At 37.1% G+C, this 24,494-nt stretch carries 27 protein-coding genes; 3 read left to right on the top strand and 24 right to left on the bottom strand.

The window, feature by feature from the left end:
* Positions 1-69 precede the first annotated feature (69 nt).
* The 4 genes from ACZ427_RS03685 to ahpC form a co-directional block, all read right to left on the bottom strand.
* Positions 70-1,107: a PTS sugar transporter subunit IIC gene (locus tag ACZ427_RS03685; RefSeq protein ID WP_461179026.1), complete on the bottom strand. Its 1,038-nt coding sequence runs from the start codon at positions 1,105-1,107 to the stop codon at positions 70-72.
* A 51-nt stretch (positions 1,108-1,158) separates the two neighbouring features.
* Complete coding sequence (locus ACZ427_RS03680) at positions 1,159-1,893, bottom strand: helix-turn-helix transcriptional regulator (protein ID WP_461179025.1); 735 nt, start codon at positions 1,891-1,893, stop codon at positions 1,159-1,161.
* A 321-nt stretch (positions 1,894-2,214) separates the two neighbouring features.
* Complete coding sequence (ahpF, locus tag ACZ427_RS03675; protein ID WP_461179097.1) at positions 2,215-3,780, bottom strand: alkyl hydroperoxide reductase subunit F; 1,566 nt, start codon at positions 3,778-3,780, stop codon at positions 2,215-2,217.
* A gap of 12 nt (positions 3,781-3,792) precedes the next feature.
* Positions 3,793-4,359: an alkyl hydroperoxide reductase subunit C gene (ahpC, locus tag ACZ427_RS03670; protein WP_461179024.1), complete on the bottom strand. Its 567-nt coding sequence runs from the start codon at positions 4,357-4,359 to the stop codon at positions 3,793-3,795.
* A gap of 618 nt (positions 4,360-4,977) precedes the next feature.
* Between ahpC and ACZ427_RS03665 the strand changes: the two genes are divergently transcribed.
* Positions 4,978-5,658, top strand: a complete 681-nt coding sequence (locus ACZ427_RS03665) for a phosphoribosylaminoimidazolesuccinocarboxamide synthase (protein ID WP_461179023.1) — start codon at positions 4,978-4,980, stop codon at positions 5,656-5,658.
* 189 nt (positions 5,659-5,847) lie between these two features.
* Here the strand turns inward: ACZ427_RS03665 and ACZ427_RS03660 are convergent, their stop codons facing one another.
* From ACZ427_RS03660 to ACZ427_RS03630, 7 genes are all read right to left on the bottom strand, one after another.
* Complete coding sequence (locus ACZ427_RS03660; protein ID WP_461179022.1) at positions 5,848-6,633, bottom strand: MBL fold metallo-hydrolase; 786 nt, start codon at positions 6,631-6,633, stop codon at positions 5,848-5,850.
* 96 nt (positions 6,634-6,729) lie between these two features.
* Positions 6,730-7,434 carry a hypothetical protein gene (locus tag ACZ427_RS03655; RefSeq protein WP_461179021.1) on the bottom strand — a complete coding sequence of 235 codons (705 nt, stop codon included), beginning with the start codon at positions 7,432-7,434 and terminating at the stop codon, positions 6,730-6,732.
* Between the two features lie 392 nt (positions 7,435-7,826).
* A complete protein-coding gene (locus tag ACZ427_RS03650; RefSeq protein WP_461179020.1) occupies positions 7,827-8,264 on the bottom strand; it encodes a DUF6220 domain-containing protein in 438 nt (145 codons plus the stop codon).
* A gap of 33 nt (positions 8,265-8,297) precedes the next feature.
* Complete coding sequence (locus ACZ427_RS03645; RefSeq protein ID WP_461179019.1) at positions 8,298-9,098, bottom strand: DUF4097 family beta strand repeat-containing protein; 801 nt, start codon at positions 9,096-9,098, stop codon at positions 8,298-8,300.
* Entirely contained in the window at positions 9,091-9,651 is a 561-nt protein-coding gene (locus ACZ427_RS03640; RefSeq protein ID WP_461179018.1) for a DUF1700 domain-containing protein, read from the bottom strand. The genes ACZ427_RS03645 and ACZ427_RS03640 overlap by 8 nt, the downstream gene beginning before the upstream one ends.
* Positions 9,644-9,967 (bottom strand): PadR family transcriptional regulator, encoded by a 324-nt coding sequence (locus ACZ427_RS03635; protein ID WP_461179017.1) that lies wholly within the window; start codon positions 9,965-9,967, stop codon positions 9,644-9,646. Before ACZ427_RS03635 ends, ACZ427_RS03640 begins: the two co-directional genes overlap by 8 nt.
* Before the next feature lie 232 nt (positions 9,968-10,199).
* On the bottom strand, positions 10,200-10,520 hold the full coding sequence (locus ACZ427_RS03630; RefSeq protein WP_461179016.1) for a cupin domain-containing protein: 321 nt from the start codon (positions 10,518-10,520) through the stop codon (positions 10,200-10,202).
* 169 nt (positions 10,521-10,689) lie between these two features.
* On the opposite strand from ACZ427_RS03630, the gene ACZ427_RS03625 reads away from it, so the two are divergent.
* Together ACZ427_RS03625 and ACZ427_RS03620 are read left to right on the top strand one after the other, a co-directional pair.
* Positions 10,690-11,733 carry a C45 family autoproteolytic acyltransferase/hydolase gene (locus tag ACZ427_RS03625; protein ID WP_461179015.1) on the top strand — a complete coding sequence of 348 codons (1,044 nt, stop codon included), beginning with the start codon at positions 10,690-10,692 and terminating at the stop codon, positions 11,731-11,733.
* 597 nt (positions 11,734-12,330) lie between these two features.
* Positions 12,331-13,500: an IS256 family transposase gene (locus tag ACZ427_RS03620; RefSeq protein WP_461180031.1), complete on the top strand. Its 1,170-nt coding sequence runs from the start codon at positions 12,331-12,333 to the stop codon at positions 13,498-13,500.
* A 468-nt stretch (positions 13,501-13,968) separates the two neighbouring features.
* Here ACZ427_RS03620 and fbp read toward each other — a convergent pair whose 3' ends face one another.
* The 13 genes from fbp to ACZ427_RS03555 form a co-directional block, all read right to left on the bottom strand.
* The gene (fbp, locus tag ACZ427_RS03615; RefSeq protein ID WP_461178357.1) at positions 13,969-15,900 is read right to left on the bottom strand and encodes a fructose-1,6-bisphosphatase; all 1,932 of its coding nucleotides are present in this window, start codon (positions 15,898-15,900) and stop codon (positions 13,969-13,971) included.
* A 130-nt stretch (positions 15,901-16,030) separates the two neighbouring features.
* Complete coding sequence (locus ACZ427_RS03610; RefSeq protein WP_461178356.1) at positions 16,031-17,248, bottom strand: MFS transporter; 1,218 nt, start codon at positions 17,246-17,248, stop codon at positions 16,031-16,033.
* Between the two features lie 664 nt (positions 17,249-17,912).
* Positions 17,913-19,055, bottom strand: coding sequence for an ABC transporter permease (locus tag ACZ427_RS03605; RefSeq protein ID WP_461178355.1), 1,143 nt, complete (start codon positions 19,053-19,055; stop codon positions 17,913-17,915).
* The gene (locus ACZ427_RS03600) at positions 19,045-19,749 is read right to left on the bottom strand and encodes an ABC transporter ATP-binding protein (RefSeq protein WP_461178354.1); all 705 of its coding nucleotides are present in this window, start codon (positions 19,747-19,749) and stop codon (positions 19,045-19,047) included. The genes ACZ427_RS03605 and ACZ427_RS03600 overlap by 11 nt, the downstream gene beginning before the upstream one ends.
* A 117-nt stretch (positions 19,750-19,866) precedes the next feature.
* Positions 19,867-20,478, bottom strand: a complete 612-nt coding sequence (locus ACZ427_RS03595) for an FMN-binding negative transcriptional regulator (protein ID WP_461178353.1) — start codon at positions 20,476-20,478, stop codon at positions 19,867-19,869.
* Between the two features lie 353 nt (positions 20,479-20,831).
* Entirely contained in the window at positions 20,832-21,398 is a 567-nt protein-coding gene (locus tag ACZ427_RS03590) for a DUF5412 family protein (RefSeq protein ID WP_461178352.1), read from the bottom strand.
* 132 nt (positions 21,399-21,530) lie between these two features.
* The gene (locus tag ACZ427_RS03585) at positions 21,531-22,010 is read right to left on the bottom strand and encodes a GNAT family N-acetyltransferase (RefSeq protein WP_461178351.1); all 480 of its coding nucleotides are present in this window, start codon (positions 22,008-22,010) and stop codon (positions 21,531-21,533) included.
* A gap of 152 nt (positions 22,011-22,162) precedes the next feature.
* Positions 22,163-22,498: a hypothetical protein gene (locus ACZ427_RS03580; protein ID WP_461178350.1), complete on the bottom strand. Its 336-nt coding sequence runs from the start codon at positions 22,496-22,498 to the stop codon at positions 22,163-22,165.
* 123 nt (positions 22,499-22,621) lie between these two features.
* Entirely contained in the window at positions 22,622-23,092 is a 471-nt protein-coding gene (locus ACZ427_RS03575; RefSeq protein ID WP_461178349.1) for a GNAT family N-acetyltransferase, read from the bottom strand.
* Between the two features lie 31 nt (positions 23,093-23,123).
* Positions 23,124-23,294 carry a hypothetical protein gene (locus ACZ427_RS03570; protein ID WP_461178348.1) on the bottom strand — a complete coding sequence of 57 codons (171 nt, stop codon included), beginning with the start codon at positions 23,292-23,294 and terminating at the stop codon, positions 23,124-23,126.
* A 61-nt stretch (positions 23,295-23,355) separates the two neighbouring features.
* Positions 23,356-23,799, bottom strand: a complete 444-nt coding sequence (locus ACZ427_RS03565) for a regulatory YrvL family protein (RefSeq protein WP_461178347.1) — start codon at positions 23,797-23,799, stop codon at positions 23,356-23,358.
* A 295-nt stretch (positions 23,800-24,094) separates the two neighbouring features.
* Positions 24,095-24,238 (bottom strand): hypothetical protein, encoded by a 144-nt coding sequence (locus ACZ427_RS03560; RefSeq protein ID WP_464883527.1) that lies wholly within the window; start codon positions 24,236-24,238, stop codon positions 24,095-24,097.
* A complete protein-coding gene (locus ACZ427_RS03555; RefSeq protein ID WP_461178345.1) occupies positions 24,222-24,461 on the bottom strand; it encodes a hypothetical protein in 240 nt (79 codons plus the stop codon). Before ACZ427_RS03555 ends, ACZ427_RS03560 begins: the two co-directional genes overlap by 17 nt.
* Positions 24,462-24,494 lie beyond the last annotated feature (33 nt).

Here is a 24,494-nt window from a genome sequence, read left to right as displayed (position 1 = left end):
CTATTACATTTTATTATTTATTTTTTCAACATGTAATCTAGCATCTAATCTCTGTCTAATATACGATACTTAAGCTGACTCTGCTTTCTCATTTACTTCAGTGAGCTGATCAACTCGGCGGATTTTATAGTTTTTAAAAATAATTGATCCAATGAAACCCCACAGTGCACTAAAGCCTGCACACAAACCTGCGACAATCGTTACTTTGATCGGATCATTAAACCCATACATAACGGCGAATCCCGCAATTGGCGTAGCCGTTCCAGTTGCTCCATTCACTAATCCTGACAATGCAATAAAAATTCCTGACGTTGCACCACCAAGAAAATTAGTAACATAAACCGGGATTGGATTGGCAGAAATAATATCAACTTGTGATAATGGTTCAATTGCAACTGAAATAGTTGTTTTCCGATCTCCAAACTTCATACGATGGAAAAAGACAAAATTCATAAAGGACGAACCAAATACGGCTAAAGCACCAATTGCCATCGGCACTCCTGTTAACCCTAACATTGCCGTCAATGCCATGGAACTTAAAGGCGCTGTAGCAACGACAGTAGTAACCCCGCCTAAAATAATCCCCATAACAATAGGATTTGCATCGGTTATTTCTGTAATAATCCCACCGATATTAAGTAGTGTAGCGTCGACGAGTGGATTAGCATAAACCGCTATTATACGGGCCAGTGGAGCTGCAACAATAATGGTAACAATTAAATCAAGTCCATCAGGCACCTTTGTTTCAATTTTCTTGACGATAAATGACATTAAATAACCTGCAAAGAATCCTGGTAAAAGTCCTAAACCTGCACAGGACACACCAAGCATTAAAGCATACACAGGTGAAACACCCATAGCCAGTGCAACAAGAGCTGCCGCAGCAACTCCACCCATACTGCCAGCAGCGTCCCCAACTTCACCTAAAAATTCAATATTTAATAAATCTCCCCCTACATACCGTTGAAATGCCTCTACTAAAAAAGTGGCAATGGCCGCACTTGCGAGAGCCCCCATTGCTTTCATCCCTCTAGGTGCTTTGTAGCTAAAAAATGTAAAAAAAGCTAGTACAATGAGTAATAGGACTGTTCCTTTAATAATTTCCATGATGTTCTCTCCCTTGATTGTTTGTATGCGCATTCATGTTGATTAACTTTTTTAGCGTACATCTTCATCAACTTTGTATTCATTCATTGAGCGAACCCTGTTCAAGTAATTGTAAACGGTGAATTTAGAAACCCCTAAGACATGTGCAACATATTCTGTTGCTCCTTTAATCAAAAATGTCCCCTTTTCATCTAACTCACCGACACAATGTACTTTTTCTTCCATCGTCATCTGTAATGGTGCTTTATTTAAACGACGAATCACTTGATCAACCATATCCTGGATGACATCATGAACAGACTTGAAAAACGTTTCCGATATATGTTTCGTCTGTTTATTTTCCTTGAAGTCTATAAAATGTTCGATTTCACCACCCATTTCCATCAGCAGACTAATATCGTAATTCGTACAAAGTGCACCGATAATTTTATTCTCTTCATCTCTCAAAAACACAGTAGTCGATTTCATAATTTGTCCTTTCGACGTCTGCGTCCGATAACTCGGTATATCTGTAATATCTTCCTGTTTTTTACGCAATTCGTTTAGAACTAAATCTGTAATCGGAGAACCGATTTTTCTTGATGTGACATTCCCTGCAATATGGATTAATGATCGCTGTAAATCTGAAAAGTCATGTACGGCTACTTCACATCTTGGTCCAAACATGTTGACCATCATATCTGCTGTTCTTATCGCATGATCAAAAATCAATTTATTTTTTTCATCTATTTTAATCACCCCTTTATGTAATCGCTTTCCTTCGAGCGCCAATTTGTACTGTAACATAAATAGATTGTATTTAAAACAAATTTTTAACTCTTAAAAAATTGTTTTAAAGATTAAAAGATTCATGCTTATTAGATAACAAAAAAGCCAGGATTGGTATTGAGATCTAACACTCGCTGGGTTAGTGAATCAATTATTGGGATTATGATGTTAGTCTTTCAACTGGTTTGAACGTTGTTTCGGGCTCTGTTACAATTTTCTCGTGCATTTCAAATGTTTCGTAACCATTTTTATCTGTGCGGGTGATTTTTAAATGCAATAAAAAAATCGCTTTACAACCAAAGAGGTTGTAAAGCGATTAGTAAAGCGTAACTTATTTTGTTATACAGTTGCAGTACGCTTATCCGAAGGTACATTCCGGATGATGTGATCAAATGCGCCTAAAGCGGCGGTTGCACCTGATCCCATTGAGATGATGATCTGTTTATATACACTGTCTGTACAGTCTCCTGCAGCAAACACACCAGGTATATTTGTAGCACCTTTCTTGTCTACAACGATTTCACCAGTTTTTGTAAGTTCAACGCCGCTACCTTCCAACCACTTAGTACTTGGCACAAGACCAATCTGAACAAATACACCTTCTAATTCAATATGGTGCTCTTGCTCTGTTTCGCGGTCTTTGTAGGTAATACCGTTGACTGTCTCATCCCCAGTGATTTCGGTAGTTGCAGCACTCGTGATAACTGTTACATTCGACAGACTGTAAAGGCGATCCTGAAGTACAGAATCAGCTTTTAATTCTGATGCGAATTCAAGAACGGTAACATAATCTACAACACCTGCAAGGTCAATAGCAGCTTCAACACCGGAGTTTCCGCCACCAATAACAGCTACATGTTTACCTTCAAATAACGGACCATCACAGTGTGGGCAGTAGGCAACCCCTTTGTTCTTAAATTCAGCTTCGCCAGGGACACCTATATTGCGCCATTGAGCCCCTGTTGAAATGACAGCTGTTTTACTTTTTAGCACAGCTCCATTTTCCAGTTCAACTTCAATGAAGTCATCTTTCTTTTCGAGTCCTTGAACACGTTGTAAGTTCATCACATCAACATCATAGTCATTGACATGCGCTTCCAGACTGGCTCCAAGCTTCGGACCTTCTGTTTCTTTTACACTGATAAAGTTCTCAATAGCCGCTGTATCCATAACCTGTCCGCCAAAGCGCTCGGATACAACGCCTGTATTGATTCCTTTACGAGCAGCATAAATCGCAGCGCTGGCTCCAGCCGGGCCTCCACCCACAACAAGTACATCAAATGGATCTTTCTCTTCAAATTCAGAGGCATCCGGGCCACTGCCAATTTTGGCGAGAATTTCCTGAAGTTCCATCCGTCCACCGCCGAACTCTTCACCATTCAGGTAAACCGTTGGCACTGCCATGACGTTTTTACTGTCTACTTCATCTTTGAATGCTCCGCCTTCAATCATGGTATGTGTGATACCAGGATTCAGAACACTCATGATGTTCAGTGCCTGTACAACGACAGGACAGTTGTGACAGCTCAAGCTGACATATGTTTCGAAATGATATTCGCCTTTGATGTCTTTAATTTGGTCAATAACCTTCTGATCTTCTTTTGGAGCTCGTCCACTCACTTGCAGTAATGCTAATACTAATGATGTGAATTCATGTCCTAAAGGCACACCGGCAAATGTTACGCCGCTGTCCTCACCCACACGATTCACACTAAAGCTTGGTGTGCGTTGCAATTTCGTGTGTTCAACTTTAATCTTGGAAGTCATTGCAGCCAATTCATCCACCAGCTCCAGCATCTCTTTCGATACATCATCTGAGCCTGCGCTGACTTTCAATACGATATCATCTTCCAACAGTTGAATATATTGCTCTAATTGTGCTTTGATATCAGCATCTAACATGATTTATCGCTCTCCTTATATTTTCCCTACTAAATCAAGGCTTGGTTTAAGTGTTTCTTCGCCTTCTTTCCATTTAGCCGGGCAAACTTCACCTGGATTGTTTCGCACATATTGTGCTGCTTTGATTTTGTCGATAAGTGTCGTTGCATCACGGCCGATTCCTTCTGCGTTGATTTCAACAGCCTGGATAACACCGTCTGGGTCAATGATGAACGTACCACGATCAGCACGACCTTCTTCCTCGACTAAAACATCAAAATTGCGGGAGATTTTATGGGATGGATCACCAATCATTGTATATTTGATTTTGTTGATTGCTTCGGAGTGGTCATGCCAAGCTTTATGTGTAAAGTGCGTATCTGTTGAAACAGAAAATACTTCTACACCAAGTTCTTGTAATTTTGGATATTCACTTTGCAGATCTTCAAGTTCTGTTGGGCAAACGAATGTAAAGTCTGCAGGGTAAAAACAAACAACACTCCAGTGACCTTTTAGATCTTCCTCTGTAACCTCTATAAAATCGTCACCTTCTCGGTAAGCCTGTGCTGTGAATGGTTCTACTTCTTTTCCAATTAATGCCATTGGTACATCCTCCTAGTTGTTATTTATAATAATTTTAATCACATACTCATTATTGTATATTATTCATTAAATGTCAACGGAAGTAACAAAGTAATAACGACAGTTTTATGAACGATATCGGTTAGTACCTATTTACGTAAAAAAACCTATCTTATTCTTTTAAAAATAACTTGCGGATTTTGTTAATCTTTAGGTGAAAATCGTTATTTATTTGCTCACTATCACGACATACATTCTATGGAGTGAAACTCAATTAGTAAGTACTATTCCCAATTAAATGACCAGAATAAACATGGAATGAAAAAAATTAAAGAAATAGAATATGTTCAAATAGTATGGAACAAATTATCCCAATCGATAAAATAAATTAAATTTTCCTAATCACATCACTTGGCCGCTTCTACCTCCAAAGCATAAGTGAAACCATTATTATTTATAAAATTATTTGCTTCTGCTGCGCTACATTTCTCCCCAGCCGAGAAGTTTTCAATTTCAATAGCAATATAGATAAATCATTATGTTCATCTACAAAAATAAGCCTTGTCCTTCTATAACTTTATCATTATAATAAAACGTATTAATCTATGTAAATGCCAATAACATAAGGGAGATTTGTACATGAAGCTGACATACACAGGAAAAACAAAAGATGTCTATGAATTGGAAGATGGAAATTATTTGCTTCAATTTAAAGATGATGTCACAGGTGCAGACGGCGTTTTCGACCCAGGAGCAAATACGGTTGGTTTAACCATGGAAGGTGCAGGCCGTGCTGGCTTACGATTAACCAAATTCTTTTTTGAAATTTTAAAGGAAAAAGGAATTCCTACCCATTACATTGATGCGGATATCGAAAAGAAAACCATGACCGTTAAACCTGCTGAAGTTTTTGGAAAAGGGCTGGAGGTAATCTGCAGGTACCGGGCAGTAGGAAGTTTCCTGCGCAGGTATGGCTTATATGCAGAAGAAGGACAAGCCCTTGATGCTTTTGTAGAAGTTACCTTAAAGGATGACGAGCGCGAGGATCCTCCCATTAGTGAAGATGCTTTAGATATGCTTGGTATCCTGTCCAAAGATGAATACAATGTGTTAAAAGAGCTCACGCAGCAAACCGGAAATGTGGTTAAAGAGGAACTTAGTAAAAAAGGCATCGAATTATATGACATTAAATTTGAATTTGGACGAACGGCCGAGGATAAACAAGTTGTACTTATTGATGAAATCTCCGGAGGAAACATGCGTGCATATAAAGACGGGGCACACATCGAACCATTAGAATTAGAAAAAATGTTCTTATAAAACACAAGACATAATCCCCTTGAATCGCCGTTTCTGATGAAATTTTTAGAAAAAAATAGCTAAGAAAGCTATTACATTGTTGTCTTTCTTAGCTATCTACTTTTCTTAAAAGACCTCTTCGATAGAGTGTATTCTGTTGTCCACTCTATCTTTTTTTGCTTGTCGTAATTTTTTATTCCAATTCCTTACTTAAATATCTGAGACAATCGAAGAGACAATATGGAAAGAGTCCCATTCTCCTTCAGATACAGAAGTAATTGGGTATTTTTTTCGAAAAAGTTTTTTATCGATTTCTTCCATTGAAAGTCCTTCTTCATGCAGGTATTTCACTTCTCCATAAAGATTTTCAAGATACTCTAATTTTTGCTTCAACTTCTCTTGTCCATCCTGTATGTATCCAGCATGACAGCAAAACATCGGGCCGACATCATGGGTGAGTATGGTTCGGATTGAATCCATAATTTGAGGAATCGATTCACTTCTCATAATTACCTTTGTCTTTGGAGTCACGAATAAATCACCTGAAAACAGTGTCCCCGTTTCTTTATGAAATAGAGAAATATGATCAGCTGCATGCCCTGGTGTCTCAATCACTTTCCATTCTTTTTTTCGGGATTGAATGGTATCTTTGATGGGTAGACCTTTAAATTCTTTTCGGAGTCCCCATGTATCTTGACGATATTTCGGGTACGGATATGGCTGTGAACAGATATCGATTCCCATTGGATGAATATAGATTGGAATATTCAGATTATCTTGAATCCATGGAGCCGTACCTGTGTGGTCTTCATGACTATGTGTTAAAGCTACTAAGTCAAACGAAACATTTTCATAAAAAGGAATTAATTCTGTTTCAAGGTGTTGAGGTCCAGTATCAATTAACATGCCATCAACTAAGAATGCAAAAACATTGCCCATTTTCGGAACAGTCATTTCAACACAGGTAATATCTTCTCTTTCATATACTTGAAACAAATTGACTCACTCTCCTCGTCTTGTTAATAATATATAAGTTATTTTTATTCTAACATGAAGATGACTGAATAATCACTCATTTGTTTTTTTTTATTATCATGTAACTCTTATTTTATCTTTCATCAATGATAATCCCAGCAATAAAATAAAACCTAAAAACAGCAATCCTGTTGCTTCCGTTAACATATGCATCATGTGTATCCCAAACATTAAAAATACCCAGGATATAAGATAAGCGGTAATGAGTAAGAGACCGGTTATCATTCCGAACACACTGATTTTTTTAATGTTTGCGTAACGATAAAAACCTCTGAAATGTAGAATGAGCCAAAATGAAATTAAAAGATTTGCCAGTATATATAAGCTGGTGGAAAATCCACCCTCTAACATGACCCACTCATATAAATAAAGAGCAAAAGTGTCATTAGCGTCGGAATTAAACAAATTAATAGCATACGCAACACTCACTGCCTGGATCATTAATGATATGGAGTATAAGAAAAACCCCAGAGTACCAGCAAAAAGGCCAATCGTATTGCACAACTCAAAGTGGCGTTTCTTTTTCAGTAGGTTGTACGTAGCAATAGGGACAACTATTGTCACCAGCATCAATAAAGATTTACTCCCATGATCCATCGATAAATAACCGATAAAATCTGAATGATATTCCATTCCCAGTTCTGTAAAGCTTTTGCCTTCTTCCAATTCCAGTGGATAAATCAGTGAAAAAATGATGTTAAATATCATCCAAAACACTATAAAAAATGCATGTACAACAGCGACCCAACCAACAAATTTCAACTTGATTCCTCCAATGGCTGGTTAACCTATACTGGCCCCAACACCTATTACTATTGATTATGCTGGTATATTCTTAGTTGCTGGATCCCCAATGAGTGCGCACATAAACTATTTCAACACGAGTTATGATATTCCTGCTAAGCGAAGTGATTTACTTTTCTTTCATTGGATACAAAGGGTATTCCATTGATGGGTGTATTCTTTCAACATAAGAGACGATACTGGCATAAAGTAAAACTTCCAAGAAAGGACATTATATTAACAGCACCCTGGAAATCATTTGCAACCTTCATGTATAATAAAAGAGAGAAGTGCGCCAACACTCCTCTCTTTTTAAAGACCTATTACTAAGTAGTAGGCGTTTATTCTTATTCTTGAGAGCCACCTGTTTCTTATGAAGAAGTGGGGTGGTTTTCTTTTTGTGTAACAGATTCCTCGTAATCTTTGCTATTCTCCGTTTTATATGCAAACACCCAAGCCTTCTGACTGACTGAGATAGCCATCCAGAACATCACCAATGCGATTACAGGGTGAAATGCCCCGGCATTAGGTATATTAGCAGTAGCATACATTAGAATGATTAGCATAAATAAGCCGATACTCTGCCATTTCAAGCTTTTGGGCAGCTTTCCCACAAAACTCGCAATCAGCATGAGAAGTGGCAAGTATTCAATGATTTTCACAAAAGTTACATGTATCATCCATTTAGCCGGATCCATAAAAGTAGCAAATCCAGCCAGAAATACTTGTATTGCAACAGTTAATACAAAAATCACTGCCAGATAAAAGAATACGCTTCTCCAAACACGAACGCTTCTTGTTACTTTCACTTCTTTCATCCCCTTCTATAATCAATCGTTGCATTATTTTGCAACGTTAATATTCCCATTGTTCGTTGTTAATTTTATGAGATTGTCTCCATTTCCAACGCCGGTGTTCCAGTGAGAGTTTCCAAAGATAGTAGCTTTTCCATTATCCACTTGTATCTCAAAGATTGCGTTTGTAGGCTCATTTTCCGTTTGAATCTCGATACGCCCATTATCTGTTTCAAATTCAATGGGACGATCTAAGTGATCAGTTCTAAGTGATATTTCTCCATTACCCGTTCTTGCGGAAAGCTTTCCTTCTACATCTTCTAACATAATCCTCCCATTATCTGTTTTTGTAGTGATCGTAGAACCATTAACATTTTCCAATTCAATTTGCCCATTGTTTGAATTTACATTTACATCTTTTGTTTGCAATTCGCCTGCTTGGACACGTCCATTGTCAGTCTCAATCCGTACGGACTCATACAATTTCTCAGGTAAATAGACGGTTAACGATGAATTCGGTAATGTAAAGTCAACATTTAACCATTTAAATCGTTTTTCCTTCATAGAAATGAAGAGCGTATCTCCTTCAACCTTTGCACGAAGATTATATTTCGATTCATTTGCCTGGTTTCCAAGAAATTCCACGGTTGCTGTTTGCTCATTAGTTGGCAGAACCTTCACTTCCGAATTGTCCACTATAATATCTACATGAGTAAATTCTTCATCACTAACTTCTATTTCTTCCTCTAATACCTCTGGTTCTGCTGATTTGAATGTGAAGACAGCCCCAGTAATACCAACCAACAGGAGAATTAACGCAATGACAGCTATACTTTTTATATTAAACATCCTTCATTCCTCCTTTTACAATTCTTACATTATATTTTAAATAGCGTATAAACCCACTTGTGACTGCCCGGCTTGCGAAATAGACTCCAATGGCAATAAATAATCCAAGACCTGCCAGCCCAATAGAGAAGAACAAATCAAAGAACTCGAATATTTGCGGATAAATTAAACTGTTTATTAGCACAAGTAATGGTGAAGCAATAAAAGCAGCTGCAACTACCCAACCAGCAATGATCACTGCTGTCATTGCAATAAATGGCCCCAATACAATTACAAGGTTAAAGAAACCCAATCCTATAACAGCCCATACTGCACGGAAAATATTCCCCGTTGTTGCCGTTGCCTCTACTTTTTCTATATGATAATTAGCCTGTAATTCTTTTGCTATGTGTTTAGGTGATCCAAGTGATTCAGAAATTTGCTCCTGTGTTCTACCATCTGCTAAACCAATGTCAAAATGCTCCCTGAAATCTTGTAGAATATCTTCACGCTCTTCTTGAGGGAGCTTTTTTAATCCATTTTCCAAGCTCTTCAGGAATTGCTCTTTATTCATCATTAACACCTTCCTTTATTATTTGATTAACTCCAACTGTAAATTGGTCCCACTCATCACTAAGGACGTGAAGGTATTCCCTGCCTTTATCCGTAAGACTGTAATACTTTCGGGAAGGGCCTTCTTTTGACTCTTGTAAATAGGTTGTTAAGTACTCCTCTTTTTTTAGTCTCCTTAACAGTGGGTATACAGAGCCTTCAGAAATGACTATCTGATCTGAAATCTTTTGAACAATTTCATACCCATAACGATCCTGCTTATTTAGTAATGCAAGTACGCATAGTTCTAAAGCTCCTTTTTTAAACTGTATGTTCATTGGATGTGCACCTCATTTTCACTACTGTTTAATAAACAGTACTGTAATATAAAAATACCTTGCAAAAAACAACTTACCATATACTACTGTTTATTGCAAGGTACTGTATAATTTTTTTATCGGACCACATAAAAGTGTATAAAATTAAAAAAAGACCAGGAAATCAGAAATATTAATTTCTCGAATACCTGGTCTGATGGAAATATTTAATTTTGATTTTCATAAAAAGATACTAATCTTTGATTTTAGTCATTGTGGCATAGATGGATACTTGGTCCTCTCCATTGTTTGTGAAACCTATCTGTTCCTCGGGGTCACAATAGATAACATCCCCTTTTACTACTTCAAGATCCTTCCCGTCAATCGAAAATGTCCCATTCCCTTCCAGAACATTCAAATATAATTCACGTCCTGGATGGTTGTGGGCTTTCATAATTTGGCCTGGGAGAAAGTTTAGTAAAAATGCCGTACTTCTTTCGTTCTTAATGATATTTATTTTTGTAAACCTTTCTTCACTAAATTGCTGAGCGGAAGTAACTGATTGGTTTTCCATTCTATCCAGCTCCTTTTCTTTTTACGTATATTTGGAAATATCTATATTATTAGTTTACCGTTAATCGCCTTAAGAAACCAATGATATATGCCAGCACACAAAATTAATTTGTTTAAACTGTAACATACTGTACACTGACAATAGCGAAATCAAAAGAGGAATGAATAGTATGAAAAAATTTCACAGTGATGTCATCCAATTTAGAGGAACCCATTATGACTTCGGTTATTTTCAAGGGGAGCTTCTTAGAGATTCACCTATTTTACCTAACCGTGAAAAACAATGGGGTCCAAAGAAAGATCGACACTTTTTAATCGATCCCGAAAAGTATAAAGGGATCATGAGAAAATTTGCGCCAGCCATACTGCATGAAATCCGCGGACTTGCCGATGCGCTTCGTATGGATATGGAAAAGGCGTTTCGTTTATTTGGCGGTTATTATCTGGAATATACCCGAAGCGGCTGTTCCATTTTTGCCGACTCTAATTTCATGGTACGTAATTACGATAGTCATCCTAAAGGTTATGAAGGACGTTATATGCTATATGAGCCGTCAGATCAGGGATATGCATTTATCGGACCGTCCATGCAAATCACCGGGCGAATTGATGGAATGAACGAAAAAGGCCTTGTAATGGGGTATAATTTCACGCATAGCAAAAAATCAGGAGATGGGTTTCTGTGCAATATGATTGGCCGCCTCATTTTAGAGACTTGCAGAAACGTGGAGGAGGCAATTAACTTACTTAAGGAAATCCCACACAGACATTCCTTTAGTTATGTCCTTTTAGATTCTGCCGGAGAATCCTATGTAGTCGAAGCCTCGCCAAGACAAGTCGAGGTACGCAAATCCAATGTATGTACGAACCATTTTCATTTGCTGGATGAAGAAAATCGCTACCGTCAGGAGGAAACACGTCATCGGGAAAAAACCATACAGGAGCGGCAACAGCATGCAACGAACCCTTATCAGGCTTTCAAAGTGATGAACGATCCGGATTACGGCGTATTCTCAAATAAATACGATGCAGCAGCCGGTACGATTCACACGTCAACTTACTTTCCCAAAGAAATGAAAGCATGGTTCGTAATCGGCCCTGATCGAAAACCGGTAATTTTTGACTTTACCAAGTGGCTCCAGGGTGACAATGTTTATGTCAAACGGGTCAAAGGCAAACTTGATTATCCAGCGCCATTTGTAAACATGGAATAGACTTAATCTTGCATTCATTTAAGGATATTAATCAAATGAGTGATCGAGTGATGGCTTTTCCTACGCGTTCGGGGGGATCATCACTTCGATGAGGGACCGAGGGAGGGCTCTTCCTCCGCGTTCAGTCGTTCATCAACTCAAGGAGTGACCGAGTCACGGCTTTTCCTTCGTGTTCGGTCGTTCATCATCCCGATGAGTGACTGAAGGGACGGCTTCTCCTACGCGTTTGGTCGCTCATCAACTCGATGAGTGACTGAGGCACGCCTTTTCCTACGTGTTCGGTCGTTCATCAACTCGATGAGTGACTGAGGCACGCCTTTTCCTACGCGTTCGGGCGTTCATCGCCTCGATGAGTGACCGAATGAGAGCTCTTCCGACGCGTTCGGGCGTTCATCAATCAGATGAGTGACCGAGTCACGGTTTTTCCTCCGTGTTCGGTCGTTCATCAATCAGATGAGTGACTGAGGCACGCCTTTTCCTACGTGTTCAGTCGTTCATCAAGATTAAGTCCGTATAATTGTGTAAAAAGGAAAAAGGGCCACATTAATTCCTATGATACAATGTTTAACAACCACGAAAAACAAGGAGGAATTAATGATGACCCAGTTACAGTTTAACCTAGATATGGACTTTTTAAAAGAATCATTAATGAATTCGAACATTGATAACGTTGTTAAATCAACTATTGTTCTAGTTTTGAACGAGTACATGGAAAAAGAACGTGATGAGTATTTAAAAGCCGGTGCTTATGAACGTTCAGATGAACGTCAAGATTATCGGAATGGCTACTATGATCGAGATTATATGTTGAGTATTGGAAAGGTTAAGTTACATGTACCTCGTACTCGCAGTGGGGAATTTTCAACTACTGCATTTGAAAAATATAGACGTTGTGATCAGGCATTTGCTTTATCTATGCTTGAAATGGTCGTCAACGGTGTGTCCACTCGAAAGGTAAAAAATGTTGTGGAACAATTGTGTGGTGAATATGTCTCTAAGTCCTTTGTATCCTCACTCACGGAGAAACTGGATCCCATTGTGAATGAATGGGCAAATCGTTCTTTAGGCACCGAATACTATCGGTATATATACGTAGACGCTATGTATATCAAAGTTCGTGAGCATCATAAAGTGGTATCTAAAGCGGTTTATATTGCTACTGGGCTTAACGAAGGAAATAAAAGAGAAGTACTAGGTTTAAAAGTAAGTCATGAAGAAAGCTACGAAGCCTGGAATGAATTTTTAAGTGAACTCATCGCGCGTGGTTTACAATCACCAAAATTGGTTATTTCAGATGCTCATTCCGGACTAAAAAAAGCTATTCCGAAGGTGTTTATCGGAACTTCATGGCAGCGTTGTACCGTTCATTTTAAGAAGAATCTTATTGATGAGCTGCCAAAGAAAAGCATGAATGATGTAAAGGAAGAATTAAAACAAATTTTTGATGTAACTACACCTGAGAAAGCAAGAAAACGAAAAGATGATTTCGTAAGTCGTTACCAAGATAATTCTAAGCTGAATAAAGTTATTGATAACCTGGAGAATGGTTTTGATGATGCCATTCAGTATCTAAATGAACCACAAGAATACCAAAAGTTTATTCGTAGTACAAATTCCCTCGAACGACTTAATCAAGAGGTAAGACGCAGGGAAAGAGTGATACGTATCTTCCCTAATACGCAATCAGCATTCCGTCTGATTGGAGCTGTATTAATGGATTATGAAGAAGAAGAGCAAAAGAAAAGACCCATATTCAAAAGGGACTAGCATGGCCTGATCGCGCGCGAAAATTTGTTTTGGAAAGGAGGGGTACCCCTCCTTTCCAAAACAAATTCAACTAAATACTATAAAGTGGTTGTAAACTTGTAAATAGAATTTTACACAATAAAAGGTACTTGACTGTTCATCAAGCCGATGAGTGACTGAGGCACGCCTTTTCCTACGCGTTCGGGCGTTCATCACCTCGATGAGTGACCAAATCACGCCTTTTCTTCCGCATTCGGGCGTTCATCAATCAGATGAGTGACCGAGTCACGGTTTTTCCTCCGTGTTCAGTCGTTCATCAAGCCGATGAGTGACCGAGTCACGCCTTTTCTTCCGCATTCGGGTGTTCATCACCTCGATGAGTGACCGAATGAGAGCTCTTCCGACGCGTTCGGTCGTTCATTTTAATTTTATAGCCTCTAATCAGGACTTACTTATTATGCTGGAATCTAATAAATATAATGATTTATTTTAATTCATATAACGATATTCCAGTAGACTATTTAATGCAGCGACTTCTTGCAATAATTCCTCTCCCACATTTGTTTCCATAACTTTTTTTCTTTCTACTTCTTTGTCCACCAACCTTTTCACCGACAAAACGTCCGTTCTGTTTAACAGAACGTTTTCTTTGGAATTAAAATGTTTATGGGCAACAAGCTGCATATCGTATGAATTATATAATAATGTATATCCAGCAATTCCGGTTGTTGATTGATAAGCCTTTGAAAATCCTCCATCAATAACAATCATTTTTCCATTTGCTTTGATTGGGTTTTCCCCTTCAATTTCTTTAACAGGTGTGTGGCCGTTTATAATATGACCCTGATCCGGATTTAGATCAAATTCTGTTAATATTTTACGGCAGATGTCCTCATTTTCACGTAAATGGTAATATCGATTCTTTCTCTCTTTATGAGTCTCCTTATCCTTAATGAAATACCGTTCAAAAGTTGTCATTTCCCTTTTCCCAAAGAGTGAGGAATATTCTCCTGTCCATAAATACCAGGCCATATCTGTAGATAAATCATCGGTTTCTTCCATATGTGCAAAAGCATGGCGCAGGTGATGTTCAAAAATATCAAGTAAATCACGGCCTTCGTAAGATGTATTCTCAATCATCATTTTTTCCATATCGCCGTTTTCATCCAAAGGAATACAGCCATGTATTAATAAGTTACCGTTATATTTCAAATAAAGACTGCCTTTCTTCATCAGAAATTTCATATGTCTGGCCAGCTTTTCTGAGTGCTGAACCGAAAATAACAGTCCGTCTATCACCTGCTGTTCTTCCTCTAATAGTTGTTCGGGTTGTTCTTTGTTAATGGTAGCAAAGCAAGTATTTTCCAGTGGGTACGTTTTCCCGTAAATGGTTATTTCGTTTTTATCATAATCAACTTTTTCCAGTAAAAGTCTTTCTGACATATTAAAGTAAGGTCGTCTCTTTATAATAGGACTTTCCAGTTTGAACTGAATCATTGCAATGGCTTGATGTATTTTCGTAATTTGTAATTGTTCCTGTTCAGCTAGTTTTTCATCCGACTGTCTCTTTGGTCTAAAGGCAGGATTGTCTTCATAGTATTTCTCCGCAAGATTAAGAAGTGGCCGCAAGTTTATTCCATACACATCTTCAATAATATCCAAATTGTCGTACCGGGCACAGATACGGAGAATATTAGCAAGACACACCTTCGAACCTGCAAAGGCACCTATCCAAAGGACATCATGGTTTCCCCACTGAATATCAAGAGAGTGATAATCGATGAGCGTATCCATAATTTTATCTGGTTCCGGTCCACGATCATAAATATCCCCCACTACATGAAGATGGTCAACTACCAATCGCTGCGTGCAATAAGCAAGCCCTATAATAAGCTTGTCCGCCTGATGGAGAGAAATAATTTGCTGGATAATTTTTGTGTAATAATGTTCCTTATTTGTGGATTCATCCGTTTTGTATAACAGTTCTTCTATAATATAGACAAACTGCTCAGGTAATGCTTTACGTAATTTCGAGCGTGTATATTTGGAGGAAGCATGAGAAATGAGTTTAATCATTTGCTCAATGGTTTCTGCATACCATTGGGATAATTCCTGTTTATTGCTAAAATTGCTCTTAATTAACTGCAACTTTTCTTCCGGATAATAAACCAATGTCTTCAATTCATTGATTTGCTCTTCCGATAATATATCCTGAAAAAGTTCTTCAATTTTTTCCTTTACCCTTCCTGAACCGTTTCTTAATACATGTTGAAAAGCTTGATATTCCCCATGTAAATCACTGACAAAATGTTCTGTTCCCTTCGGCAGATTAAGAATCGCTTCCAGATTAATTATTTCCGTTACCACTTTTTCTTCACTATCATATTTTTCAGCCAGTAAATCTAAGTATTTTTTATTCAAAAGATGTATCTCCTTTCAACATGCATGATTGTTTTATAGCTAATCGATTGAAAAAAACAGAAATCATAATTCGAAATTATCAAACTTTTGTAGGTATAGAGTCTTTTATTCTTCTATCTTACCATAATGATTAATAGATATCGTCTTCCAGGTAAACGTTCTTTTTATTTGGCAGCAATACCGAAAATGAGAAAATAAAAGATGAAAGCAACATGACAAGTGCCAAAGTGACGATGGTAAGTCGTAATGAAATAAGATCAGCTACAAATCCAATGGCTAGAATAAATACAACTTGAACAGCACTTTGGATCAGTTGATAAATACTCGTCACCCTACCCATGATTTCAACTGGAACATTATTTTGATAGAACGTCATAATCCCAGCATTTAAGAACACATTAAAGAAACCTAAGATTACAAATCCAACAACAATGGACGAAAAAGACCATGAAAATGCATAGATGACATAACCTACCGTCATCATGACAAGACCAATGACAATCATGTATCGAAGTGGGAAAACATTTGAAAAAAGTGACAATAATAATGCTCCTGTAACCGAACCAATTCCAGTTATACTTATCAATAAGCTATACTCCATTTCAGAGAGTTCGATGACTTGTTGAGTAAAAACTACTTCCTGTGCATCCATAGCAAAGGAAAAAATCATAATCATGATAAAACCAAGGTATATAAGAGATACATATTTATTAGTTAACATGAAATTCTGAACGACTGTAAAATCACGAACCACTTGGGAAAAAGTCAATGTTGGAATCGATTCTTTATCAATGCTCTCTTTTTCCGGGAGAAATAATAATAGAATTGCTGAAATAACAAAGAAGCATGCATTAACCCATAAAGTTGTCTCTACGGATGTTAACAAAATAAGCGAACCACCGATTGCTGGACCGCTGATGAATGCACCGGAACTGGCAAACGAGCGTATCGAGTTAAAACGTTTTCTTTTTTCTTTCGGAACAAGCATTGCAACATATGTCATGGAGGATGGGCCAAAAAAGGATTTTGCTATACTTAAGACTACTAAAATCCCATAGATTACTGTCATATTTGATGCCAATGGAATGAGAAAGATGAACACTGCCCGAATTATGTATGTTACGACCATTACTTTTCGCTTGCTTCGATAATCAATGAAACTCCCCGTCCAGAACTTTGTTACAATATTGGTTAATGGCCCAATCACCCATAGTCCTGCAACAGCTGCAGCTGACCCGGTAAGTTGATATACAATAATATTGATTGCAACTAAATAAATGAAGTCACCGATACTTGAAATCCCGATTGAGCACAATAATACCGTTGGATCTTTCCAGCTTTTTATCATACGAAATCTCCCTATGAGTATAATCGTACGTACTTTATGATACGGATTGCGCTACCTTTCTTGGCGCCAGATAAACATTTGCTCTACTATAGATATGATATTATCTTCTTGTTTTCATTCAGGTTCAGAAAAACCAATTTTTATGTCTATGGGAATAGCAGCCCAAGTGATAATAATTGATAGGACTAAAAGAAGTAATGAATTATATGAATGCTCGAATGACGACTTTTCCTCTGCGTTCGGGCGTTCATCATCCTAATGAATGACCGTATGAAGGCTCTCCCTCTGCGTTCGGGCGTTCATCATCCTAATGAATGACCGTATGAAGGCTCTTCCTCTGCATTCGGTCGTTCATCATCCCAATGTGTGACCGTATGATAGTTTTTCCTCCGCGTTCGGGCGTTCATCATCCTAATGAATGACCGTATGAAGGCTCTTCCTCTACATTCGGTCGTTCATCATCCCAATGTGTGACCGTATGAAGGCTCTTCCTCTGCGTTCGGTCGTTCATCATCCCAATGTGTGACCGTATGAAGGCTTTTCCTCTGCGTTCGGGCGTTCATTACTAATTTAAATGGATTACAAAACTAATATGAATACAGACTGATTTAAATAAACCATTTCTGACACTGGCTTTCTTGCTAAACACCTATATTATACTGTTTTAACTACCAACAAAAAATTCTAAGAAACTAAACAATAATGCCAGTCCCCCTACTAAAATAAAAGAAGGAATAAAAATCCACCGCTTGAAACGGGTCCACACATTGGGTATGCACTCTCTATCATAAGGAACTACTCCAAAAAACGGATGATCCAGCATCCGATTGTATATATTTTTTAACAAATGATTCATAAATAAGATAAAACAAATAAAGAGGACCCATTTTAACCAAACTGGTAAGATGAATAATGCAAATACAGTTGCAACCATTAATTGTATGTAACTACTGAAATAAATCTTATTCCGCAAAAAAGCTTTGAGTAAAAATTCAAGTAAGCCATTTTCTTTGTTCTGTACACGAAAAATACGCTTCGCATGTCGCGAATAAGATGGTTTATTTGCTGAACTCGTTGGAGCTTTCTCCACCTCCATGGAAAAACCAAATATGATTTTGATATACTTAACCTTCTCCCTCTGCTCAATCACTATTTCCTGAAGAAAATAGCGCTTGGTTTTTACAAAATGAGAGAAATAGAAATAATATACACCAAAGATAGTCAAAATACTGATAGTCATTAATAAAAAGCCATCCAGCATCAATATGAAATAGACCGTTATGAAAAAAAGTAAGGAAAGCACTGCCCACCGATACAATGATTTTATTAGCAGCTTCTTCATCGTTAACATTAACAAACGATACGCTAGTAAAATGGTAAACAAAACGACAATTTCCATCCTCGACAATCCATATGCTAACGAGAGAATCGGCAGAATTAGTATAATCAGAAAAGCCGTTCCTAATATGAGCTGCAGCAGCGAGTAATGAAAACTCCATAGCTTCAGTTTATTAAAAAGCGATGTACGCTGAATTAAAAATAATATATCAGCTTCCCGAAGAAAGGTGCGAAAATTCCCCCACAATAAAAGCAAAAGAATAATACCAATGAGTACGAAAAACGGAATTTCCTTGTGCCAATACGAATGGATATCCTGCCATAGTTGCACGTAAATTAAAAAGCCGATAATTAAAGCAGGAACGATTGTATACATCATGTTCGTTAAATCTAGTACAGAACGAATAACTTTCCATTGAAATTGAAATGCTTCGCGTATTCGCTTAAAGAAAATAGTTCTACCGGTCATAAGTATCACGCTCTGTCAGCACATCGAAACAATCAAATAATGACCCTTCCTGCAACCCGCTTTGCTCACGAATGTCATCCAACGTACCTTCTGCAATCAAGCTGCCATGGGAAATAAGCAGAAAACGGTCACAGATCTTTTCTGCTGTATCCAGCACATGGGTGGACATCAGAATACCTGCACCGCGTTCCTTTTCTTTTTGAATCATATGCAGAAGCTTTTTTACCACTTTGGGATCTAACCCCATAAAAGGTTCATCAATAATATGTAAAGATGGCTGTTGCAAAAATGCAAGCATGATCATTGCTTTCTGTTGCATACCTTTGGAAAAGCTGTCTGGATAATGATTAGCCACTTCCTCTAAATCAAACTCCTTGAGCAATGTATGAACCCGCGACATAAATTGCTTTTCATCTGCTTCAAGCGTTGAACAAAGGAAGTAAAAATGCTCCATTAACGTTAAACCATGATAAAAAATCGGCCTTTCTGGTATATATGCGTAGTCCTCTACTTCTATATGTCCATCAATATGATTAATAATTCCCAATAACGATTTAATCGTAGAACTCTTTCCTGCACCATTGGGGCCAATCAATCCAACTAGCTCTCCTGACTCAATCGAGAACTGAATATTTTTCAATACAGGAGAATCTTTTGAATAACCAGCTTCCCTTATATCGCTGGATACAATCACTAAAATCACCCCTGGAAATCTAATTTTAAAATAAGCTATATGTTATTTCCATTATTCACACAATTTCACCTCTAAAAGCCAGGAAAGTACATAGACTTTATGCAAATATGACCTTACCTACTCTTGATTTTTCATTACTTCTGCTAGTTGGTGGGCATTGAGGTCTTCTTCCTCGTTCAGTTGATCAATGATGTTGTGATAATCTTCTTCACTTCGATTTTGACTCAATTTATAGGCAGCTTGAACTTCTTGGACTATCATTTTAAATCCAACGATACCTTTTATTTGTTTTTTCGTTTGCGGGGAAAGATTTTCCCATACAGCCGCATGCTCACGATGTTGTTCATATTTTTGTAATAGTAGTTTCAGGTCTTCTTTCAACTCTTGTTCGCTCATAATACGAGCTGTCCCATATATATGTACAGATTGATAATTCCATGTTGGTACATCGTCCTGTTTATACCAGGATGACGAAATGTATGCATGTGGACCCTGATACATTACTAGGACATGTTCATTATTTTCTTCAAGTGTTTTCCATTGCTGGTTTGCATAAGCAAAATGTCCAGTTATATAGTAATCATCACCTTGCTTATGTAGCTCCAAAGGCAAATGAGTAGCAACAGGTTTACCTTGTTCTGTTGTTACAATCGTTCCAAAAGCGTTCCGTTGAATAAATGCTTTGATTTCATCAATATCTGTGACTCTATAATACTTAGGTGTATACATGGTTAAACCCCTCCTTGATAAATCAATAAGCCAGTTACTTCATTTTCGCCGGGTTAGTCTTCATCTTTTTTAAAAGCCTTCTTTATTCCTATTGTAATAGCTCCACCTATAAGGCCACCTATACTCATTGTTCAATACTTTCCCAGTCTACTTCTGTGTTTCTCCATAAACTCAGTGTGAATTCTGCTGCAATTACACCAAAAACCCACGCTATCCAAAACTTCAATATACTTTTAATGGTTATCCCCCTAAAGCTTAACTTTACTATATTCTTATTCAAGCTTTCTGCTGCTTTAGACATGATGTGACTACCTTTGTTGAACAATCGAACCTCGTTTGTTCAACAAGAACGCTTAGTCTTGATAGCAAGTTTCGTACGTTTTTTTCATTAACCAACTTTGGCAAGCTAACCCACTATCGTGATAAATCTCTTTTTCAACGTCCAACTCAATACTTCTATTGGAACTTGGGTATTCAGGTTCTTCGTTTACAATATATAGAGTATCTTCGTCTTTCCATTCCAGCGAAAAGTCACTTTTTGCATCACTATAATAAATAGTCTTCATTTCATCCTCATCTTTATCAGTGATTTCTACCCATATATTAACGCCACCAGTGGCACCACCATAGGGCTTATAGTAAGCATTAGCAATATATTTATCTGTTGAGGAATTCACTGGACCTTTATAAAATTCACCATCATCCGTATCGAATGTAAAAAAATATTTATTATATCCAGCGATTATCGAAACCACAACAATACCTAGCAATGTTGCGATTAACAGTTTTTTAGGAAATGGTCTCTTTCTTATAATGAAAATAATTAGGTTGAGACAAAAAATTAATAATATCAGAACGGTAATCAAAAGCACCAACAGACCAAATAAATTTAAATAAAGAATGATAACCACCTCCTCCATTTCTCTATGTATCCAGTTCCTTAGCAAGGGTTGAACAATTGCACCAGGTGGATTAGGTACACAATCTCTACTAGATTTTACTTATCAGCATCAGTAGTATTTAATTGGCTTATTTCTTATCTTATACCTTCTTTACGATAATTCTTTTATATACCAAAGGTCCATCGCATTATGCTCTGAACCATCTAGTGCTCTTTCAAGTTGTTGAAAACCTAATTTGATATATAGGAGATTAGCTGCCTGGAGTTTCTTCAATGTTTCTAAGTAACAGTGTGTATAATGTTCCCTGGCGAAGTCGAGCGCTACTTTCATCAGCTCCTTCGACAGACCCTTGCCTTGAGCTTCGGGTGTAATGTATAGCTTTTGTAACTCGCAAATCCCCGTCTTCTGTCCAAATGGAGCAATACCCACACCGCCTACCACTTTATCTTGTTCATTCACTGCAACCCAATACTTTGCATTTGATTGTTCCTTGTAAAATTTTGCCAAACTGCTTAGTTGTGGGTCAAAATAGGCTGTTCCTGGAATGTCTAAGTTAAATGATTCCAATGAACGTTTAATAATTTGCTCCATTGTTTGATTGTCTTTTTCTTCTATTTCACGAATCGGCATGGTTTCCCCTCCATATCTACATAGTTTATTTATTCTAATATTATTCTTCTAATCATTCAATACAATTAGCTCTTTGTTCGAGTAATCTGCTGCTTTAGTAGCAAAAGATACGATTACCTTTGTTGTACAATCGCACCCGTTAATGTACTGATTTATCTATTTCGTTTAAAATACTTTCTTACCTGTATTGCATTTGAAATAGTCGCACCAGCTAAAACAAGGATCCAGAAATAAAGTATATTTGGATTTATATCAAATGTATCAATCAGATATAAAGAAACAGGTACTAAAAAGAAAATTACTCCCATAAAGATTGAAAACTTTCCTTGTTGCTTTTTATAGCCTTCTTTATCAATCACTTTTTCAATCTTTCCTGTAAAACTCCACATGAGAAGGTCTTCAACTTTATTATTTAAGTACGCATATCCCAATAGAAAACATAGAACAGAAAGAATGATTAGTATAAAACTTAGAAATCCAAGCAACATGAAAATTCCTTTCGCAAATATTTCTCAAGATTCGTCTACTTATTAAATCCTGACAAATAGTTGAATAGATTTTTTGAAATAACATTCTGTAATAAAAAAACTTCTTTTGAAGATCTATACCCTCTATAAATCTTGTGAAAGTCGAACCATATCAAGGACTTGGATACCGTTTTCAAAAATAGGTTCATCATAATGCCTAACAAAAAAATCACGATCAATAGAAGTCATTCTAAAACCGCATTTTTGATATAATGCCAACTGAACGACTCCTGAATTTCCAGTTCCTATTTCGATGGTCTTATAACCATCACGTTTTGCCGTTTCAATTGCATGGAGGATAAGTTGCTTTCCATAGCCCTGGCCATGGTAATTTTCATCCACTGCCACATTTACAATTTCTACTGTTTCTGGTCGAGTTGGAATAAGGACATATGTACCTAAAATTATCCCATCAGGATTCATAATAAAGCACTTACCTCTTGTAACATATTCTCTAACAAGCTTTTCTGATGGATCTGCCAACAATAATAACTCCAATGGCAAGTCTTCATCCTTACTTAACTCTCTTATCAAATGGAACACCTCCACTTTCATTTTTATTCCAGAATCGTCCTTATGACTAAAATTATTTTTTATTATTCTCCTCCAGCTCACTGACTCTATTTTCAAGTTCAGAAACCTGTTCTTTTAATTCATTCGTTGGTTTTTTAATTCTTTGTGTTAAGCCGCCAATGATACCAATTATAGCTACAATAACCACTATAATAGCTACAACAAACATTATTATTAGTTCCACCGTAGACCTCCTAAGTTTAATCTACTTTTCTCCTACCACTACAGTCAATCAATAATGGCACTTAATCCTTATCATCATCGAATACAATTTCTAATGCGGCAAGAAACAATGCAATAATAATCTCTGTTTTTAAGGAAAGTGTAATACTTCTCATAAATTCATCCACTGTAAATAGGACTAGCCAGTTTGATGTAGCTTCAAAAATGACTCGGATAAAAACTACCTTTATTTTTCCAGTCATATTTCGGACGGATAGCTTGAAAATTGCTTTGGAAAACAATTCGACAATGACGCCTAGAATAAAGAAACTGATAACAAAAACAATCAATGACCAGATAGATTTATACTGAACGCCAAGCAGTTCAAAAATCCCGGCCATTCCAAAGAAATAAAGTCCCAATACAAAACCTGCCACCAGGATAATGAGAAGTGCTATTCCTGCAACTGTTGCTATCTTTTCTTTTCTATTCATATCATGAAATGAATCATTTTTGTGTTCCGGCACAGGTCTATGTCTCCTTCTGTTCATATTCTGTCATTTAGCACAAAAAATGTTACTTCAATTTCTCTTCTCTAAAGCTTTCACCAATCTGATTAACCAATACAAGATGATCCAGGGCAAGACAAACATTGTTGGCCATTCAATTAATCTAAAAATAAAAGAATTATTTATGTTTAAAAATGGTAGAATTATTATAAGTCCGAATAAAATTACAGCAATGATAAAGTTTCTCATTGTACACTCCTTCTCCTTTTAAAACCTTTTTTCCACTATCTTGTATTCATGAGAAAACGTATCATTATACCAGAACATTTGTAATACCCATTTGTTTCATTCTCATTCTTCTTAAATCAATTGATTCCATATACTCCCCCTGATACGTATTCAATATTTTGATTGCTGTATGAAAACCAGTTAATTCAAAATTAATCAACACATCCACATTCATATTCCCTGTATCTATATTCTTTATGGAGCCTTAATTCTTTAAAATCACTTGTATCAGATACATAGACTTTTATTACTGGAGCATTATCTTTTTTTGCTAAATGCTTTAGGTAATTATCTAAATTATCCAGTGAGATTAAATGATACGCGTTCATATCCTCAAACAAATCATTATGTTCACAAACATCATAGGTCACAGCAAGATAATAGTTTTTCACAATACCACTCCAATTTCGGCAATTCAGCCTTTA

Source organism: Virgibacillus ainsalahensis, assembly GCF_055380755.1.
The sequence above is the reverse complement of the archived record's forward strand: the minus strand, read 5'-3'. Positions and strand labels throughout refer to the sequence as shown.

Coding starts and splice junctions, on each gene's coding strand:
- ACZ427_RS03685 (WP_461179026.1), bottom strand. CDS start 1,107: ATGGAAATTATTAAAGGAACAGTCCTATTACTCATTGTACTAGCTTTT.
- ACZ427_RS03680 (WP_461179025.1), bottom strand. CDS start 1,893: ATGTTACAGTACAAATTGGCGCTCGAAGGAAAGCGATTACATAAAGGG.
- ahpC (WP_461179024.1), bottom strand. CDS start 4,359: ATGGCATTAATTGGAAAAGAAGTAGAACCATTCACAGCACAGGCTTAC.
- ACZ427_RS03665 (WP_461179023.1), top strand. CDS start 4,978: ATGAAGCTGACATACACAGGAAAAACAAAAGATGTCTATGAATTGGAA.
- ACZ427_RS03645 (WP_461179019.1), bottom strand. CDS start 9,098: ATGTTTAATATAAAAAGTATAGCTGTCATTGCGTTAATTCTCCTGTTG.
- ACZ427_RS03640 (WP_461179018.1), bottom strand. CDS start 9,651: ATGAATAAAGAGCAATTCCTGAAGAGCTTGGAAAATGGATTAAAAAAG.
- ACZ427_RS03635 (WP_461179017.1), bottom strand. CDS start 9,967: ATGAACATACAGTTTAAAAAAGGAGCTTTAGAACTATGCGTACTTGCA.
- ACZ427_RS03630 (WP_461179016.1), bottom strand. CDS start 10,520: ATGGAAAACCAATCAGTTACTTCCGCTCAGCAATTTAGTGAAGAAAGG.
- ACZ427_RS03625 (WP_461179015.1), top strand. CDS start 10,690: ATGAAAAAATTTCACAGTGATGTCATCCAATTTAGAGGAACCCATTAT.
- ACZ427_RS03620 (WP_461180031.1), top strand. CDS start 12,331: ATGACCCAGTTACAGTTTAACCTAGATATGGACTTTTTAAAAGAATCA.
- ACZ427_RS03610 (WP_461178356.1), bottom strand. CDS start 17,248: ATGATAAAAAGCTGGAAAGATCCAACGGTATTATTGTGCTCAATCGGG.
- ACZ427_RS03605 (WP_461178355.1), bottom strand. CDS start 19,055: ATGACCGGTAGAACTATTTTCTTTAAGCGAATACGCGAAGCATTTCAA.
- ACZ427_RS03595 (WP_461178353.1), bottom strand. CDS start 20,478: ATGTATACACCTAAGTATTATAGAGTCACAGATATTGATGAAATCAAA.
- ACZ427_RS03590 (WP_461178352.1), bottom strand. CDS start 21,398: ATGGAGGAGGTGGTTATCATTCTTTATTTAAATTTATTTGGTCTGTTG.
- ACZ427_RS03585 (WP_461178351.1), bottom strand. CDS start 22,010: ATGCCGATTCGTGAAATAGAAGAAAAAGACAATCAAACAATGGAGCAA.
- ACZ427_RS03580 (WP_461178350.1), bottom strand. CDS start 22,498: ATGTTGCTTGGATTTCTAAGTTTTATACTAATCATTCTTTCTGTTCTA.
- ACZ427_RS03575 (WP_461178349.1), bottom strand. CDS start 23,092: ATGAAAGTGGAGGTGTTCCATTTGATAAGAGAGTTAAGTAAGGATGAA.